This is a genomic window from bacterium, assembly GCA_040757115.1.
In the GTDB taxonomy this organism is placed as follows: domain Bacteria; phylum UBA9089; class CG2-30-40-21; order CG2-30-40-21; family SBAY01; genus JBFLXS01.
The window spans coordinates 1-16,147 of sequence record JBFLYA010000080.1; the positions used below are offsets into that span (position 1 = coordinate 1).

The 16,147-nt window shown below is 37.8% G+C and carries 16 protein-coding genes; all 16 read right to left on the minus strand.

The window, feature by feature from the left end; translation table 11 throughout:
• Positions 1 to 438: 438 nt before the first annotated feature.
• Positions 439 to 1,407, minus strand: coding sequence for an ROK family protein (locus AB1422_08855; protein ID MEW6619426.1), 969 nt, complete (start codon positions 1,405 to 1,407; stop codon positions 439 to 441).
• Positions 1,408 to 1,452: 45 nt separating this feature from the next.
• The gene (locus AB1422_08860; protein MEW6619427.1) at positions 1,453 to 1,857 is read right to left on the minus strand and encodes a HEPN domain-containing protein; all 405 of its coding nucleotides are present in this window, start codon (positions 1,855 to 1,857) and stop codon (positions 1,453 to 1,455) included.
• The gene (locus tag AB1422_08865) at positions 1,844 to 2,206 is read right to left on the minus strand and encodes a nucleotidyltransferase domain-containing protein (GenBank protein ID MEW6619428.1); all 363 of its coding nucleotides are present in this window, start codon (positions 2,204 to 2,206) and stop codon (positions 1,844 to 1,846) included. The genes AB1422_08860 and AB1422_08865 overlap by 14 nt, the downstream gene beginning before the upstream one ends.
• Before the next feature lie 81 nt (positions 2,207 to 2,287).
• Positions 2,288 to 3,025: a hypothetical protein gene (locus AB1422_08870; protein ID MEW6619429.1), complete on the minus strand. Its 738-nt coding sequence runs from the start codon at positions 3,023 to 3,025 to the stop codon at positions 2,288 to 2,290.
• A gap of 195 nt (positions 3,026 to 3,220) precedes the next feature.
• A complete protein-coding gene (locus AB1422_08875) occupies positions 3,221 to 4,393 on the minus strand; it encodes a phosphopentomutase (GenBank protein MEW6619430.1) in 1,173 nt (390 codons plus the stop codon).
• A gap of 146 nt (positions 4,394 to 4,539) precedes the next feature.
• On the minus strand, positions 4,540 to 5,244 hold the full coding sequence (locus AB1422_08880; GenBank protein MEW6619431.1) for an SDR family oxidoreductase: 705 nt from the start codon (positions 5,242 to 5,244) through the stop codon (positions 4,540 to 4,542).
• A gap of 38 nt (positions 5,245 to 5,282) precedes the next feature.
• Complete coding sequence (locus AB1422_08885) at positions 5,283 to 6,467, minus strand: hypothetical protein (GenBank protein MEW6619432.1); 1,185 nt, start codon at positions 6,465 to 6,467, stop codon at positions 5,283 to 5,285.
• A 71-nt stretch (positions 6,468 to 6,538) separates the two neighbouring features.
• Positions 6,539 to 7,309 (minus strand): SPASM domain-containing protein, encoded by a 771-nt coding sequence (locus AB1422_08890; protein ID MEW6619433.1) that lies wholly within the window; start codon positions 7,307 to 7,309, stop codon positions 6,539 to 6,541.
• Positions 7,306 to 8,358: a hypothetical protein gene (locus AB1422_08895; protein MEW6619434.1), complete on the minus strand. Its 1,053-nt coding sequence runs from the start codon at positions 8,356 to 8,358 to the stop codon at positions 7,306 to 7,308. The genes AB1422_08890 and AB1422_08895 overlap by 4 nt, the downstream gene beginning before the upstream one ends.
• Positions 8,359 to 8,418: 60 nt before the next feature.
• Positions 8,419 to 9,483, minus strand: a complete 1,065-nt coding sequence (locus AB1422_08900) for a hypothetical protein (GenBank protein MEW6619435.1) — start codon at positions 9,481 to 9,483, stop codon at positions 8,419 to 8,421.
• Positions 9,484 to 9,529: 46 nt separating this feature from the next.
• On the minus strand, positions 9,530 to 11,494 hold the full coding sequence (locus tag AB1422_08905; protein MEW6619436.1) for a hypothetical protein: 1,965 nt from the start codon (positions 11,492 to 11,494) through the stop codon (positions 9,530 to 9,532).
• 20 nt (positions 11,495 to 11,514) lie between these two features.
• On the minus strand, positions 11,515 to 12,345 hold the full coding sequence (locus AB1422_08910) for a hypothetical protein (GenBank protein MEW6619437.1): 831 nt from the start codon (positions 12,343 to 12,345) through the stop codon (positions 11,515 to 11,517).
• 341 nt (positions 12,346 to 12,686) lie between these two features.
• Positions 12,687 to 14,111: a phosphoglucomutase/phosphomannomutase family protein gene (locus AB1422_08915; protein ID MEW6619438.1), complete on the minus strand. Its 1,425-nt coding sequence runs from the start codon at positions 14,109 to 14,111 to the stop codon at positions 12,687 to 12,689.
• Positions 14,112 to 14,185: 74 nt separating this feature from the next.
• Positions 14,186 to 14,740 (minus strand): Uma2 family endonuclease, encoded by a 555-nt coding sequence (locus AB1422_08920; GenBank protein ID MEW6619439.1) that lies wholly within the window; start codon positions 14,738 to 14,740, stop codon positions 14,186 to 14,188.
• Between the two features lie 247 nt (positions 14,741 to 14,987).
• Positions 14,988 to 15,530 carry a hypothetical protein gene (locus tag AB1422_08925; protein MEW6619440.1) on the minus strand — a complete coding sequence of 181 codons (543 nt, stop codon included), beginning with the start codon at positions 15,528 to 15,530 and terminating at the stop codon, positions 14,988 to 14,990.
• Complete coding sequence (locus AB1422_08930; protein ID MEW6619441.1) at positions 15,412 to 15,939, minus strand: hypothetical protein; 528 nt, start codon at positions 15,937 to 15,939, stop codon at positions 15,412 to 15,414. The genes AB1422_08925 and AB1422_08930 overlap by 119 nt, the downstream gene beginning before the upstream one ends.
• Positions 15,940 to 16,147 lie beyond the last annotated feature (208 nt).

Consider the following 16,147-nt stretch of genomic DNA (forward strand, 5'->3'; position numbering starts at 1 on the left):
ACCCCCTAACCCCCTTTATTAAGGGGGAATATCTGTCCTCTACCTCTCATCTTTTCTATATTTGGGTGAGGGAATTTCATGAAGCCCTATTTGGTAATTGAAACCAATTACCATTTACTTGCTTTTAATTTCGTAAAGCACCAAAATTATTCCACCTGTGCGGTTAAATGTAAAATGGATAATGTAAAATGAGAAATGTAAAATGAAAATGTATAACTGAAAGGTAATGAGTCTGGCGAAGTACTAAAATTTCCCATTTTTCATTTCCTATTTTACATTTTACATTTATTTTTCCTTTGCGTCTCTGCGATGAATTAGTCTAATCGCACAGGTCGCAATCTTTCAAACAAAAGTGAACCGTCCCGATTTTTTTATTTTATGTAAACTTTTGACTAATACCTGCTATAACTCTTACCCTTTATCGTCATTCAACGCTCCTTAACTTTGAGCTATAAATCCTTCTTTTTGTAAAACCATTTTCGCCGCACCAATTAGCCCGGCGTCATCTCCTCGCTGTGCCAGGACAATAGAAATTCGCTTACAAGGTTCTAAATAAGTCCTTTTTGTAACTTCTTCTTTCACATATTGTAATAGTAAATCTCCTATTTGGGCAACCTTGCCACCAATAACTACTAATTGTGGGTTCAACACATTAACGATGCTGACAATCCCAATTCCCAGATACCTGCCTGTTTCTTTCAGAATATAATTTGCCACCTCATCCCCTTTTATGGCAGCTTGATAGACTACCAGTGGCGTAATCCTTTCTAATTGGTTTTGCACCAATTCACTAATGATAGTCGTTGTCCCTTGTTTTATTGCATAGGTGGTGCGTTTTGTAATCCCCTGACCTGAGGCATAGGCCTCCATACACCCGTAATTTCCACAACCACACCTCAGTCCATTGGGTTCAACAATAATATGTCCAACCTCTCCTGCGGCATCATTTGAGCCGTGAAAAATCTCACCGTTGATAATAATTCCACCACCAATGCCAGTGCCTAATGTCAGGCAGACAAGATTTTCTACCTCTTTACCTGCCCCAAGCCACTTCTCACCTAAGGCGGCTAAATTACCATCATTATCCACATAAGTTGGCAGATGAAATTCCTCTTCAATTGTCTCTTTCAAAGCTACATTTTTCCAGCCCAGATTAGGTGTATCAATGATTACACCTGTCTTTGTATCAAGTGGGCCTGGCGAACCTATACCAATACCCACTATTTGTTGGAAAGATACTTCTTTAATCACATCCTGGATAAGTTCTTTCATCTGCTGGATAACAACTTCATGTCCTTCAGATACCTTTGTAGCGGTATCTTTTTTTTCGATTATTTTGCCTGTTTGGTCAACTACAGCAGCTCTTATATTTGTTCCACCCAGGTCAACTGCAATTACATAATTCATAAGTCTAATCCATCCAGACAAGTATAATTGCATCAAATTTATTTTTCAAGATGTCATCTTTTGTTCTTTTATATATCCTTCAATTCTTTCTACATACTTTTCTGCGTTCTTTATTTGATGTTCTGCCTGTTCCTTTGTTGCTATAAAAAAATCATCATAATCACTATCGTTTCTTATTTCTTCGGCTTCTCTTAACATCTTTGAATACTCCATTTCAATTTTCCCTGTCTTCACATAATATTGATTGAAATAAGAGATTATTCCTGAATGTTTGCTACTGTCAAACCTATCAAAAGACAATAGAGCCCTGGTTATGTGAAACATAGCATAGTAAGAACGATTTATCGACTGCGCAAATTTACCGTTATCAAAATTTATTTTTGCCGTCTCTAAATCTCCTTTTGCTTTTTCAATCCGATAGATGGCTAAATCTTTTTCAGTTCCGTTCATAAATAATAACTCCCTGGTTGGAAACATTTTTATAAAAAGGTAATATATCTAAATATTTGTTGTAATTTTGATAATTCTTTTTTATTACAGAGATAATAATTCCATATTCCAGTTCTAAATCAAAAATAGCATTTGTAACCACTCCATAGCATTTACTCAATTCCTCATTGTTCAGATCAACCAAAGCCATAATATCAATATCTGATTGGCTATTATAATCACCTCTTGCATGAGAGCCAAATAAGATAACACTTTTCAACCTATTTTTAAATATATTTTCCAGTCTTTTCCTTACTTCTAAAACTATTTTTAAAACACTTTCACTTTTTATAGTTGAAATATCTTTCATAATAAATCACCATCCAAATCTGATAATAGTTCAAATTACTTACAATATATCAAATAAAAAACTGGGATATGGTAGCCATGTTTAATATTCCCCTGTATATCCACACATTCCGACCCGTGGAGAATTAACCACTGGCAAGAACATATCTTCGCCGCACTCATGTTTTTGAGCGCATTTATCACAAAACCATCCTTCGCCTTCATAGATACATTGTGTGCAAACCTGGGTAGCGATTTTTCCACATATCTCACAAATTATCTGAGGAGGTTCATTTCTAGCCAGAATCTGAATTGATTTGTTTTTGATATTTTCTTCGCGTTCTGATAGAACTCGCAATGTCAGATGTGTAGTGGTTCCAAAATCATATTCGTAATGGAATTTGAGACCCGGCGATAGAACAGAGCCAGTAGGGACATTCATACTCCTCCTTGCTCTCTCTGTGCCAAATATCCCTGACCACATAGTATCTACGCCACCAGTATCTTCCTCATACTCTATATTATTGATGTAGAAAGCACTCAAATGCCAGCAGCACTCCACCCAGATATCTCTAAGAAAATTATCCAGGTCTTTGAGCTTTGCATCCCCTGGCACATCAAGATGCATCCAATACTCAGGACTGTAACTTCCTTCAACCACAAGATGGAATACCCTCTTATCCTGCTGATTTGACTTCTGTCCAGATGATGGTTCTATTGGAGTAATCTCTCTTTGCTTACATGACTTCAGATGATTAGTCATTGTAGATTTTGAGAATATACCTCCGCAAAAACTACATTTTCCGTCTGATTCCTGTTTTTTTATTTTCTGCTTGCTCATTTTAAAACCTCCTTTTTTTATAGTATTCTCGTATATCTTCCCATTTCCCCTTCCCAAAATTTTAGATAAATATCTTCAAATAAAAGTAAATTTTTATTGAAATATTATACCATATGAAACATCTCGCCATTTAATGATACCGTCGCCAATACCTGTCCCTATAGTTAAACCGATATTTCGGCTGCATATTATCTTTTAAAATAAGCTCTCTTCAAATCCCTTACCCTCGGTTATAAAAGACAATTTAAAGATATTAGCAATAGTTGCGGAGATATCTGCAAAAGAATTCCTTATGCCAAGATTAACCCCTTTTTTAACTTTGGAGCCGTAACCTATTAAAGGAACATATTCTCGTGAATGGTCTGTGCTTTTAGTTGTTGGGTCACAACCATGGTCAGCGGTTAAAATTAAAATATCTCCTTCATAAAGAGCGTCTAAAATTTCAGGTAGTCGTTTATCAAAATCTTGTAGTGCCTTGGCATAACCCCAAATATCATTTCGATGGCCGTAGACCATATCAAAATCAATCAGATTAGTAAAAATTAATCCTTTACTTTTACTCCGCATAGCCTTAATTGTTTTATCAATTCCATCTAAATTGTTCTCTATGTGAAAAGAGGTGGTAATCCCTGAACCAGCAAATATATCATTTATCTTACCAATAGCAGTAACACTAAAGCCTCCTTCCGTAAGAGCATTCAGGATAGTTGGTCGAAAGGGAGCAATAGAATAATCTTTTCGCAGATGATTAATTCTCTTAAACTCTCCTACTTTACCTCCAAACGGTCGAGCTATCACTCTATTAACAGCATGTTCACCTACTAAAATCTTCCGTGCTATTTCACAAAACCTGTATAATTCCTCAATCGAAATAATATCTACATGAGTAGCTATCTGGAAGACGCTATCTGCTGAGGTATAAACTATTGGAAAACCAGTCTCTAAATGTTGCTTCCCTAATTCTTTTATAATCTCAGTTCCAGAAACAGGTTTATTGCCCAAGATATCCCTCCCGATAGCTTCTTTAAATGGTCTAATTATCTCCTCAGGGAAACCCATTGGATACAGAGGAAAAGGCTTTTTTAGAACAAGCCCCGCTATCTCCCAATGTCCGGTGGTAGTATCCTTACCCACGGACTTTTCAATCATTTTACCAATAGCTGCTGCTGGAGTTAGTACTGGCTTTACTCCTTTAATTTGACCAAGATTCCCTAATCCTAACTTAGCTAAATTAGGTAAGGAAAGTCCACCAACTGCGTTGGATAAGTTAACCAGGGTATTACTTCCTTCATCTCCATAATGCTTAGCATCGGGTAACTCTCCAATTCCTACACTATCTAAGACTATCAAAATAAAACGATTAATCATTTAATCTGATAAAAGCCTATAATTTTCTATTTTTTAAACACAAACTTCATGCCGTCAACGGTGATTATGTTCTTAACTGTTCTTTTACTTCCGCCAATGTCAATTATTGTTTCTTCTATAACTTCCTTTTTTATAATCAATTAAGATTAACATATTCTATTAATAATAATCTCTGTTGCTATTGCGGAATCTTTTGTGATGACCATATCTACTATTATCCTTGCTACATCATAAGGGTTCATGAACTTTGAAGTATCCACAGATAAACCACAATCTTCAGTCCAGAATGGTGTATTCATACCTCCAGGATAAACAGCGATTACTTTAATCGGGGTTCCTTTCGTTGCTGCTTGTATTGCTTCGGTATAACCTCGTGCACCCCATTTTGCAGCACAGTAAACTGACTCTTGTGGCTTACCCGTATGAGCAGCAGTTGACATAATATTTACAATAATGCCTCCTTTATCTTTCATCACTTTAAGGGCATAGGACGAAAGTAATATTGTACCGACCAGATTAGCTTCGAAAACCTTATCAATCATTTCTTTCGAGACTGAGTCAGGATCGCCAAAGAGCCCCATTCCTGCAACATTGAATACCATATCAACCTCAAAATTATTCTCTGTAATATATTGGAATAGTTTGCTTACATCATTCTCATTTCCTACATTTGCAATATAGCTATGCAATTGTGCTGAACTTGATATTGAGGAAAGTTTAGAGATAGCCCTGTTGAGCTTTGAATCCAATCTTGAAGTAATACAGACATTATACCCATTTTCAAGTAAACATTTAGCAATCTCGTAACCCAGTCCTGAAGAACCACCGGTAACCAATGCTATCTTGTGCATAATAATCTCCCCTTTTGGAGAATTTTCTTCTCTCTATTCTATAAACTGCCAATAGGAGTGGATAAATTTTGCAGATGCTTTAACCCCTCTCTATATGCCTGATACTGCGGTGTAGGTTGTTGTGTTACCCATGTATAATCAAAAGCTGGGCATACCCTTATGTCAGCATCCCAGATATATGGGCTGATGTGGATACGTCCCCCCGGTTCATCCCAGTCCCAATATGAGGCGAAGTAGAACGGGCGATCATACTCCCGGAAATCAAGACTCCGGACATGACCGTTCAGAACCTTACGCAGATTTTTTATTGCCGTTTGCTTGTCCCGGAGAAGCTTCTCGTGCCCCCTTTCTTTCGTTTCCATCCATTGCAAAATATTATCCTTGAGGAAAAAGATGTCTATCCGTTCCCAGTTCTTGGACGGATTATTTCTCAATACCTTTACAATAATGTTGGCCAACTGGTCGTTGGTAGCGCCTACAAATGCTAATTTGTTATGTTTATTAAGGAGTTCTTCGGGAGGAATCTTTTTATCTTTCCAGCCGTATTTGTCTACAGACAGAATCGGCGGTTCAATTTGCAGATGCCACTTGTTTGCAGGTGCACCGGACTTCCCAAAAGGATATTCTCTGCCATCCCGGATTATCCTTCCGGTCACATTTTTGACCGTTATAATCTCGTTATGTTTAGCAATCACCTCATATTCCTCAGGCTCAATCTGATATTTAAAGTCGTTGTGCTTACTCTGGTCATCTGGATCCAGACGTTGGGTGAATTCTTTATGGCGAACCAACAGTTGTCCAGGCTCGGCGGCGTCCATGATGCGCTGAGCTACATTAATGGCTGCTCCGCAAACATTCGTCTGGTCGTATGGGTCCTTAACCAGGTCAAGTTCACCCTGATTGATTCCGCATCGTATACCTATCTTTGGGTCGTGTGTATTTGCCCATACCATCATACTTCCAGCCAACCACAGAGCGGTGTGCTCTCGCTGGGGATGAGCATCAGCCTTCTTCCACAGGACCACCACAGCACCGTCTCCAGTGGGCAAAAGACAGTATCGGCTGTCGTCCGAGCGATCGGGCGGTACTCCCCATAGGTAGACCAGTAAGGTTTTTAACTTTTCAAAGAATGATCTGGCGATAGATAATTGAACCGGATCCCAATTCATCGAGAACGCGGCCAAATCGACGAAGAGGATGGTTCCGGTACGTTCGTCATTCATGAGTAATCCTCCCTATGAAAATATCTGAATCAAAGATAGTCAATTCAAAGCCCCCATAGTTTCTCTGAATTTTATTCTATTGGACTTTCAAAAAAATTTACATTTATCTGTCCATACTTTATATGAGCTTGATTATCGCAAACTTTACAAGGGTCATATAAATCACGGCGACCTTCTATAAGATTTTGTCTCATTTTATTAAAAGTATCTGAGAACCATACTTCTTTTATGCTTTTATCTTTAATATTACCAAATCTATTTATTCTTCTTGCATCTTCATAACATAATAAAATATCGCCATTATATGCTATAACGAGTCGGTGTCGAGGAACAAAGCATGGCAGATTTAATGTTTTGATACAACCTAATACCCCGCCTTTGTTATTAATATGAAAATTTTCAAGTACAGTTTGAAAAGGACGAAGTGGAAATTCTTTTTTGGAATGATTTGAGATTACAATTAGAGTTACTCCTGATTCTACTAATTTATTATATTTTGATTCAGTTAATTTATCACCATTTGTATATAATATACGTTCAGCTCTGGGGTGGAGTTTTTCAGTCGCATATTTTATTATCCATTCTATTTGAGGATGGAGTAAAGGTTCACTATAAAAATGAAAAGAAAGTCGTCCTGAAAAACCGAGTTCTTTTAACTCATCAATTATCTTTGTGTAAAGATTATCATCCATCAGTTGAGGTGGATCAATTGGATCAATTATCGAATTAGGACAGTATGAACAATAGCTTCCAGAAAGATCTTTCATATTACACGCGGTATTAATTTCTATTTCAACCCTGCTAAAAATATCTGGAATTTTAGAAGAATAATTCTCAATCATTTATATAACTCCATAATAGCTTTAACCAAATTTTCTTTTAATTCCGTTAAGTTTGACAATTCATATTTTATTTGAATATTATTAGCTATGTCAGATGCTGATTCTCCCGGAGATTGATTTATCAACACCGTTTTTTTGCCTAAGCCAATACCCATGCCATATTCGTAGAGGACATTGGGGTTATTACCTGTTAAATCTACAATTAAAAGTGAAGCTTCAGAGATACATTGGGATAATGAACTGTCAATTTTACCCGAACGGAGTACGTCGTGTCGTTTACATTGATACTTTGCCGGCAAGTTATAAATACTATTAGTAAAAATTTCCATAATAGAAGAATATACTTCATCGAATTTTTTACTAAAAGGCATAATTATAAATACTTTATTATTAGTTATTGGTATAGGGGTGCAACGATACTTATTCTTTTTCTTAGCCAACTCAATTGCAATATCGACTGCTATTTTCCCTATTTGCTGTTGGTTAGAAATGAGGTTTAGTTTGTCCAAGTCCTCAATTTTTTTTGAAATAAAATTGCTTTTATAAAAACAATATGGAGGAGACGGATCGTCAAATCTTGACCTTATGAGATTCCAACATTCAAGGCTGGAACCACCTGTAGGCCAAATTGGAATAACTGGCGTTCCAACATTTAAACAAGATTCTATCTCTGCTCCCGTACCCTTGCCTCCTTCTATTGTTATTAGAGAATCTATCAAAGAGGCCATAAAAGGTCGTCTTTCAGGTCTCGTTTTACCCTGACAGACAAATTTATTACCTTGAGCTATGGTTGTAAATTTTTGACCTGGAATTTTATCATCTGGAAGTATAGAAATGATCCTGTGCTGTTGTTCTATTGTATCGCTTAAAGAATCAGCCGCCTTTTGAGCACAATACTGAGTTAATCCACCTGCGCACCCGCCGCTAACAAGTCTATGACCTCTTTTCATTATTTCTTCACCGAGTGTTTCTGCTAATATCTGATATTTAATAGATTTCTCTCGATCACTTGTACCTGCAAAGCCAATAAAATAACCATTTATTATCATAAAAATCTCCTCCTTTTTAATAACCTCTCTCTTATGTAGTCATGATTATAACGCCAGAGTTCAGCCGTCCCGTTCCAGCGGGGTAGGCTGCAGCGAGTCGTCATCCATTGCAGACTCTGGTTCTTTAGGGATAGTAGGAGGCCAGTCTCCTTCTTTAAAACGATTCTCAATCTTGGCAAAGTCAATTTCTAGCAGACTACGTAGCATGTCTTTATCTTTATACTTACTATCAAGTCTTACTGTCTTTTCACTGCGCCAAGGCTCCTCAAAATGATTAGCTCTGAATTTCTTAAAAATAGAATTTGGATCTTCTGTATCTTCTATTATTAGGGTGAAGTTGTCGTATACAGGACCGTGTAGAGTGCTAGCGTTTACCAACATTGCTCTACTTGTAAAGATGGCATATGCCGTTATTACACCTGGATACAAACGGATATTCTTCCGGTCGAGTAGGCCCCCCTTGGGGCTTTCCTGAGACTCTACGGATTTACCATCGAGGATATCTTTTGCAAGATACTTGAGTGTGCGTTGAATATCTCTAGCTACAGCAGCCCGTTCACGATTCTCTACTCTCTCTCTAAATTCTCCATAAGCTGGGTGCATTAGCAATGCTCTAATCCTAACATTATTTTCAAGTTTATGTTTGAGTAAGTGGTACAGTTGTTTCTTTTCTTCGCTTTCCTCTGCTGGGTCAAGTGAACCAAGAAGAGAAGTTCCAACAAAATCAATTGATTTATCTTCTCGCTCAAGCTCGCTCCGGAATTTTTGCATAGCTGAGGAACGATTGGCAAAAACACCTATTACACCAGCTTCATAAAATATTTGTATTTGCCGAAGTTTTTCTACAGCAACATCAAGATCACTTATCGGCTTTTGTAACGCCCTTGCAGCTTCTTTGCTGACCCCTTTTTGAATAAATCCCACGATAATATTCCCTATTGCAGTTACAGCAAGGGCAGCTAAGAACGACAGGATGGGTGTGCGATAATTCCCAATAGGAATTTCTGGTGGAACTATCGCAAAGAACACAAAGCCAAGAAGCAACAAAATACCCGAAACAATTAGAAAGACGTACTCTATTGGCAACTGAGTTCCGCCTCTTTGAATTCCATTTTCTTTTTTCATCACTTAACCTCCCTATTTATAATGGATAGCAAATTTATCCATCCCATCATATTTTCAAATTAATTAGCGATTGTTGGTAATCTTTAATCTCACCTTTATCCTTTCCTTCAATGTAGTATCTAATCAATGCGTCTGTGCCGGAGGCGCGGATAAGAAACCAGAAGTCATCGAACTCCATGTATGTTCCCTCCAATAGCTTGCCCTCGCCTACGAGGCAGACCCGCTTCGGTTTAGGTATAGCCCTGTCCGCATCAGTCAGCCTTGAGTTAATCTCGTCGTGTATCTCGTCCAGAGATTTTCCGGCTGATGCTTGTTCGGCCAGTTTCTTGAAAAAATTCATGATTCTGTCTCTGGTTTGTTCTCCATCAGATTTAGCTTTTTGTAGGTCAGCTCCGGTCAGGCTTTCATCGTATAGCCTTATATCTCTGCGGTCAAAAAATCTGTTCTGTATGTTATACTTCTCTATCAAGCTGGAGTAGTAATTCGCGAATGACTGATTCGAATTGTATAAATGAGCTGCCAGTGATAATGCCATCAGACCGAACTGCATGCCATCCTTCTCGCGAAGTGCTATCAGGCCTTTTGAGCCGCTTTCGTTCATGAGTAACTCTATTCCGCCGAAGACGGCACCACCAGACTCTTCGCACATAATCAAGGCTCGTGGCTTCTCGCCTATGTAAATCTTGTCCCCGATGGCGTTGATGAAGGGTTCATTAGAGTCAGTGCGATTTTCGAGCCATTCGGAGAAGGTACCCATATATTTAAAACCTACGCGGACATGGGCAACCGGTATATTTTCCTGTGCGGCGAGTTCGCTAATCGAACGGGAAGTAGAAATAGAAGGGGTAATGAACCAATTGAAAACATTGAGCAATCCAGCCTCCTTCAGAACGCTAATCCGGTAAGCAGTCAGCATAAAAAAGAGCTGGTTGGGCGAAAAATAGACAATGGACTTATCTCTACCGGGATACAAATCAACCTTAAGGCCAAGTATCTCAGCCTGTTTGGCTTGTTCCGCAGAGGTTATGGTAACAATATTGAACCTATCGCCGTCCGGATCCCAGATGAAAACAATATCTGCCTTGCCATTAAGCAATATCTCCTGGGCGCCAATGTTCTTGTAGACCTCCTGCTTGCTGGGGTCAGGTCCGAAATGCTTCCCGTCTTTCTCGCCAAGTTGATGGTATTGTGAATCCTCTTCTCCAAAGAGATATTGAATGATGCCATCCTGACCTATGGAGATGTCAAGCATCGGGAACAAACGTTCGGTAGTAGCCTTCATTGAACCGCCAACTGTACAAATTGTACATCGGAACCCTTTTTCTTTAGCTCGCTTAATATCATCTTTGGATTTGTCAACAATTACTGATTGTTGGTACTTTATATAAGCCTGGTCAACATTGAAATCATAAATAATCTTCTCTTTTAATCCCCATGGCGCAAGGCTTATTTTTTCCCGGTTGTTGACAATATTCCTTACCTCAGAGATAATTTCTTTTTCTTCTGTGAGGAGCTGTTTGCCGGCTGAGTCCATAGGCTTCCATCCCCCTTTAAAAAAAGGCGAATGACTGGCGGTAAGGTTATCCCCACTTTGATATTCCTTATAAAAGGTTCCAAAAGAAGAATACCAGATTGGGGTTGTTTTAATATCTGCTCTAAGATGTACTTTTATATTGTGAGCGGCATACACTCGGGACAGAAGAGCGATGAAATCCTGGGTATGCGGTCGTGTTTCTCCTCCAATGTGCACTTGTCCCTGTTCAAAAGGTGCAAGTTTTCGTTTAAAGACTCTGGCTTTGGCTTCACCCAAAATAGCAATTGTAAGCGAATTAAATGCAACCTCTGGATCATTAGCGTCTTTTGGGTTTAATTGGTCCCGGTAGCCTGCGGTCATTAAGGAAAACTCCTCTGCCCATTTCTCAAGAGAATATGAGGCAACTATTTCTTCAGAGAGTACGATTTCTTGCCACTCTTTTCCATAGGGGTTAATTTCAAGCCTTTTTGAACTCATTATCTTCCTCCAAAAAAAAATTAATCTATGAATTTAAGTTCATGAAGTTTATCTATCGTTTCGCGCCAGGAACTTATTTGAATCGCTTCTACTGGACATCTGGACTCTGAAGGCCATGCTTTAATAAACTCATTGATAGCCGCATCGTTTCCACCTTCAAACAAGGCGTCACCCATGAACACAACTCTTTGGAAGCCTTTTTTCAATAATGTGCGTATTGGTTTGGTTTTATCTTCACCAACTATACCTATATCAAAAGATGTTTGGCCACCAAAGGTAATTTTTAGCTGTTTTTCATTTATCAAGGAGGACAACTCCTGATTAAGATGTTCTAAAACTTTTTTTCTGTAATCATTTGCTCGATCGAACGCTACGAAATTATCTCTGTTGTTTTTACCCTCTGTGTCCTCCTGCTCCATTCTGCCAATAGGGCATAGGTTTATCATTGATACTCTATCGACTATTCTTCCATCGCGTATCTTTAGCGAAGGTGGTAAGCGAAATTTTTCCATTTCTAAAGTTTCGGTCAATCTCTTTAATAAGTAATTATAATTGGCCTCGCCAAGATACTTCCTGAGGTTGAACTCTGAAACCAATTTGATTGACATCTCCTTAGAATAATCGCACTGATAATGCATAGCGCCGTTACTGAGAAAGGCGTCAAATTGTTTGCGAAAGCCGAGAGCATAAAGTGGTCTAAAAAACTGCTCTTGTAAAAGCGAGAGGTGACTCCCAGCGGCTACGAAAAAAGGAACGCGTAATCGGCCCAACACCTTCACCATTGATCTGGTAATCGGCTGACGGGGAGGCGTAAGAGTACTATCAATATCGAAGACTAAAACCGTTTTCATTATTTTTTGAGATATCATTATAACTTTCTTTAGGAGTTACTCCAACTCCTTTTCTCTCTGGAACACCGTAAGCAAGTCTACATGGGACAATACGCTCCTCTTTGTATTCTATCCGATGACATCATTTCCTCAATAGATTTTAAAATCACTTTCCTGGAAAATCTGACGATGGTTACCTCGGTGTTATACAGTGCGGTACCTAATTACTACCAGTGATATCCGAACCCTACACATATTCTACAACATCCCTATCCATTTTGTCAAGGATTAATTCTGAAACGGGTGGATGTAATAAATATGGGTAACTTTTTTTACCACAAAGGCACAAAGACATAATATTTTTAAGTTCCTTTAATAAATTTACTGCCCGACTCAAGCATCTTCTCTAACTTATGGTTATTATTTGTTTCAGCATAACATCTTATCACAGGCTCTGTTTGGGAAGCTCTTAGCGTTACCCAACTGCCGTCTTCAAGGATAAATTTATTTTCTGAGACAACTCTTTTTACAGCAATACCTGCAAATTCAGTTGGTGGATTATTTGTTAATTTCATTAAAAACAACTCTCTTTCTTTGTCTGTTACATAAAGACTCATCTTTTTATAAAAAAATGTACCAAATTCTGCGTAAAGTTCTTGCAAAATTTTACTTAAAGGTTTTTTTTCTACCGCCACCATTTCTGCCATCAAAAGGCAGCCTAAAATTCCATCCTTTTCCGGGATATGACCTTTAACCGCCATTCCACCGCTTTCTTCTCCTCCAATAATTGCCCCTTCCTGTATGGCTTCTCCTATATATTTAAATCCAATGGAGGTTTCAATAAGAGAGCAGTGGTATTTCTTACAGATAGCATCAACAAGATGCGTAACAGTTATAGTTTTGGCGACTTTGCCTTTCCATCCCTTTGTTTTTAAAAGATAGAAAAGAATCAGAGCAAAAACCTTATTGGGGTCAAGATAAATTCCTTTTTCATCAACAACTCCAAATCTATCCGCATCTCCATCCGTAGCCAGTCCCAGGTGAGCAGAGTTTTTGACTACAAGCTCAGCCGTATCTTTCAATGTTACTTCAGAAGGATCAGGCGGGCTACCTCCAAAAAGCGGGTCCATTTTTGTATTCAAGGCTATGCACTCACATCCTATCTCCTTAAAGATTCTCTCTAAATAGCCACATGCTGTACCATGCATAGGGTTGATTACTACCTTCAAATTAGCTTTTTTAAACAGATCGATATCAACCAGGGACTTCAGATATTTCAGATAGTCCTCCATTGGATCAATGAGACAAATTGATTTAGCCTCGATGCCTTGTTCATAAGAAATCTCTTTCACCTTTTTAAGAGGGAGAGAAAGGAAGCGTTCTTTAATCTCTTTATTAATAAGTGCGTATTTCCATCCCCCTTTTAGGGTGGAAAAACATTTCATTCCACTATACTCAGGAGGATTATGTGAAGCAGTAATATTAACACCACCACCGCTTTCTCTTTTTAACAATTCATAGGCAATAACAGGCGTAGGGGTTGGTCGATTAGTCATCCATACCTTAAGGCCATTTCCCGCTAATACAGAAGCCACTATTTGGGCAAACTTATCTGATAAGAATCTACTGTCGTAGCCAATCACCACGTCTCTTTTGATTTTCGTTCTTTCCTTAATGTAATCAGCTATAGCTTGAGCTAATATTCTAACGCTATCAAAAGTAAAGCCATCACCGATTATTGTTCGCCAGCCATGGCTTTCATGCCATTGACCTCTTATTTGATTCAAAATAGATCTCCTTTTTTCAAGTTTCTTGTCGGTTAGACTTCCTCCTCTACCAGGCAGAAAAATATGGAATCCTTTTAAAATATCTCTTTTAGATTAAAGTTTAGCCCTTTGATTAACTTTGATTTAACCACATCCCCTATTTTATAAATGCCCGTATCTTCATAGAACTTGCCGGTATGAGAAAATATCTGGAGTGTCTTTTTATCTGCATCGACTATCCAGTATTCTTGAACCCGATAGGTCTCATAAAGTCTCTTTTTTAATAGTTTATCCAAATTTTGGGTATAAGGAGAGGTGATTTCGATAATTAAATCAGGTACACCTTCTATACACTTATCTGTAATGATAGACATCTTTTCCTTAGAGATAAAAAATATATCTGGTTGAACCACATTTTCATCTGATAAAACAACATCACAAGGGGCATAAAATACTTCCCCTAAATTACCCCTGGTAACAAATTCATCAATAATTTTACCAAGTTTTCTAATAATCCTTTGATGATACGGAACTGGTGCTGGACTCATATAAACCTTCCCCTGAATTATTTGATACCTTTTCCCATTATCGGGAAACTGGACATAATCTTGATATGTCCAGTTTTCTTCCTCTGTGGCTACTGTTGACATTGATTTTCCTCCCTGCTTCTCTTAAAGTCTCCTGCAAGGTTTGAAAAACCTTGCAGGTAGTTGTTTTTTCACTATTTAAGAAGACACTATTACTATAATACACTTTTGCTTTACCAAATTAATCATACTTGTAATGAATTATCAACTTAAAAAATCTTTTTTCATTTATTGATTCTCTATTTCAATCTTAACAAAAAAAGAAGAATTTGTCAACAAAGTTTTTCACGAAACCAAAAAGACTCTAATCTTAATGGTTATGAAGAACAAAGGTTTTAATTCCGTTGGAAGTGAGGATATATAACTTATTTTCTTCCATTGTAATATCTTTCGCCCTCTGGACTTTAAAGAAGCCTGGATGATGGTTATCGCAATCAGGGTTCAAATTCGTATCGAGAATTTGAATACAACCATCCTCATTTAAAGCAATAATATTGTTCTTACCAAAGGATAAATCTATTATTTTTTCTAAACTCTTAGAAGTTGAAATCGAAATCTGGCTTTTTACTTTTTTTGTTCGCTTATTTATTTTTCCTATTTTTATCTTTGTCAGTCCCCCATTTTGTCTATCAATGGCACACAGTTCATTACCTTTTACCATAATTTTTCCAAATTTTTCATTTGGGTAGGCATCAAGAGTCCAATTTTTGAATAAGTGACTTAAGATATAACATTCAATTCGGACTACGGTTGATACATAAAAGTTCTCTTTTTCTATCACTATTCCATTTATTTCTTCCGGTAAAGAGACAAGTGTGCGTAAATATGTTTCTTGTTCTGCGTCTAACTTCATAGATATGATTCTTTTCATCCCTATCTATCACATAAATTTTATTGTTGGCTACAGTTAAAGAAACAGGGTTTTTAAATCTGTATGCAATTTGCCCTATTTCTATAATGCTCGTAATTCCTGCTTCCTGGATATATTTAGTTCTTTTGAAAGGGACTATTTCGCCTGAGTAAATATCAACTTTGGTAATACCCACAGGGGTAAGACAATACAGGATAGAGTTATCTATGGTTACATCAAGGGTATCATAAGGCACCGGGATAATTTGTGGAATTTCCTCTATGTTTTTCGCTACCCACACTTGCCCTTCTCTATCTACATAAGGATAACTTCTGGATAAGGCTGATGTTGTCCAGTGAAACTCAATAATAATGATGACTACCAAAAGACCAACAACTTTCCATTTAGTCATTTTTCCTTATACCTCCTCGTATAATATATATTGTTGGTCATTTTGAATGCCACAATCTTAATTCCTTATTAAATCCCCCACGATTGGGGGTTGGGGGTTGAAAATAAAATTAAAAAATTAATTATTAGTACTGGTAGTGATGTGGAGAGTGTGGGTAACTCCAAAGGAGTTATCCAAGCAATTGTGGGTAAGTTGTGGACAGCTCTGC

What these genes read in the sequence shown, in the direction of transcription:
- AB1422_08855 (MEW6619426.1), bottom strand. Translation starts at nt 1,407, where the DNA reads ATGAATTATGTAATTGCAGTTGACCTGGGTGGAACAAATATAAGAGCT.
- AB1422_08860 (MEW6619427.1), bottom strand. Translation starts at nt 1,857, where the DNA reads ATGAACGGAACTGAAAAAGATTTAGCCATCTATCGGATTGAAAAAGCA.
- AB1422_08865 (MEW6619428.1), bottom strand. Translation starts at nt 2,206, where the DNA reads ATGAAAGATATTTCAACTATAAAAAGTGAAAGTGTTTTAAAAATAGTT.
- AB1422_08870 (MEW6619429.1), bottom strand. Translation starts at nt 3,025, where the DNA reads ATGAGCAAGCAGAAAATAAAAAAACAGGAATCAGACGGAAAATGTAGT.
- AB1422_08875 (MEW6619430.1), bottom strand. Translation starts at nt 4,393, where the DNA reads ATGATTAATCGTTTTATTTTGATAGTCTTAGATAGTGTAGGAATTGGA.
- AB1422_08880 (MEW6619431.1), bottom strand. Translation starts at nt 5,244, where the DNA reads ATGCACAAGATAGCATTGGTTACCGGTGGTTCTTCAGGACTGGGTTAC.
- AB1422_08885 (MEW6619432.1), bottom strand. Translation starts at nt 6,467, where the DNA reads ATGAATGACGAACGTACCGGAACCATCCTCTTCGTCGATTTGGCCGCG.
- AB1422_08890 (MEW6619433.1), bottom strand. Translation starts at nt 7,309, where the DNA reads ATGATTGAGAATTATTCTTCTAAAATTCCAGATATTTTTAGCAGGGTT.
- AB1422_08895 (MEW6619434.1), bottom strand. Translation starts at nt 8,358, where the DNA reads ATGATAATAAATGGTTATTTTATTGGCTTTGCAGGTACAAGTGATCGA.
- AB1422_08900 (MEW6619435.1), bottom strand. Translation starts at nt 9,483, where the DNA reads ATGAAAAAAGAAAATGGAATTCAAAGAGGCGGAACTCAGTTGCCAATA.
- AB1422_08905 (MEW6619436.1), bottom strand. Translation starts at nt 11,494, where the DNA reads ATGAGTTCAAAAAGGCTTGAAATTAACCCCTATGGAAAAGAGTGGCAA.
- AB1422_08910 (MEW6619437.1), bottom strand. Translation starts at nt 12,345, where the DNA reads ATGAAAACGGTTTTAGTCTTCGATATTGATAGTACTCTTACGCCTCCC.
- AB1422_08920 (MEW6619439.1), bottom strand. Translation starts at nt 14,740, where the DNA reads ATGTCAACAGTAGCCACAGAGGAAGAAAACTGGACATATCAAGATTAT.
- AB1422_08925 (MEW6619440.1), bottom strand. Translation starts at nt 15,530, where the DNA reads ATGAAGTTAGACGCAGAACAAGAAACATATTTACGCACACTTGTCTCT.
- AB1422_08930 (MEW6619441.1), bottom strand. Translation starts at nt 15,939, where the DNA reads ATGACTAAATGGAAAGTTGTTGGTCTTTTGGTAGTCATCATTATTATT.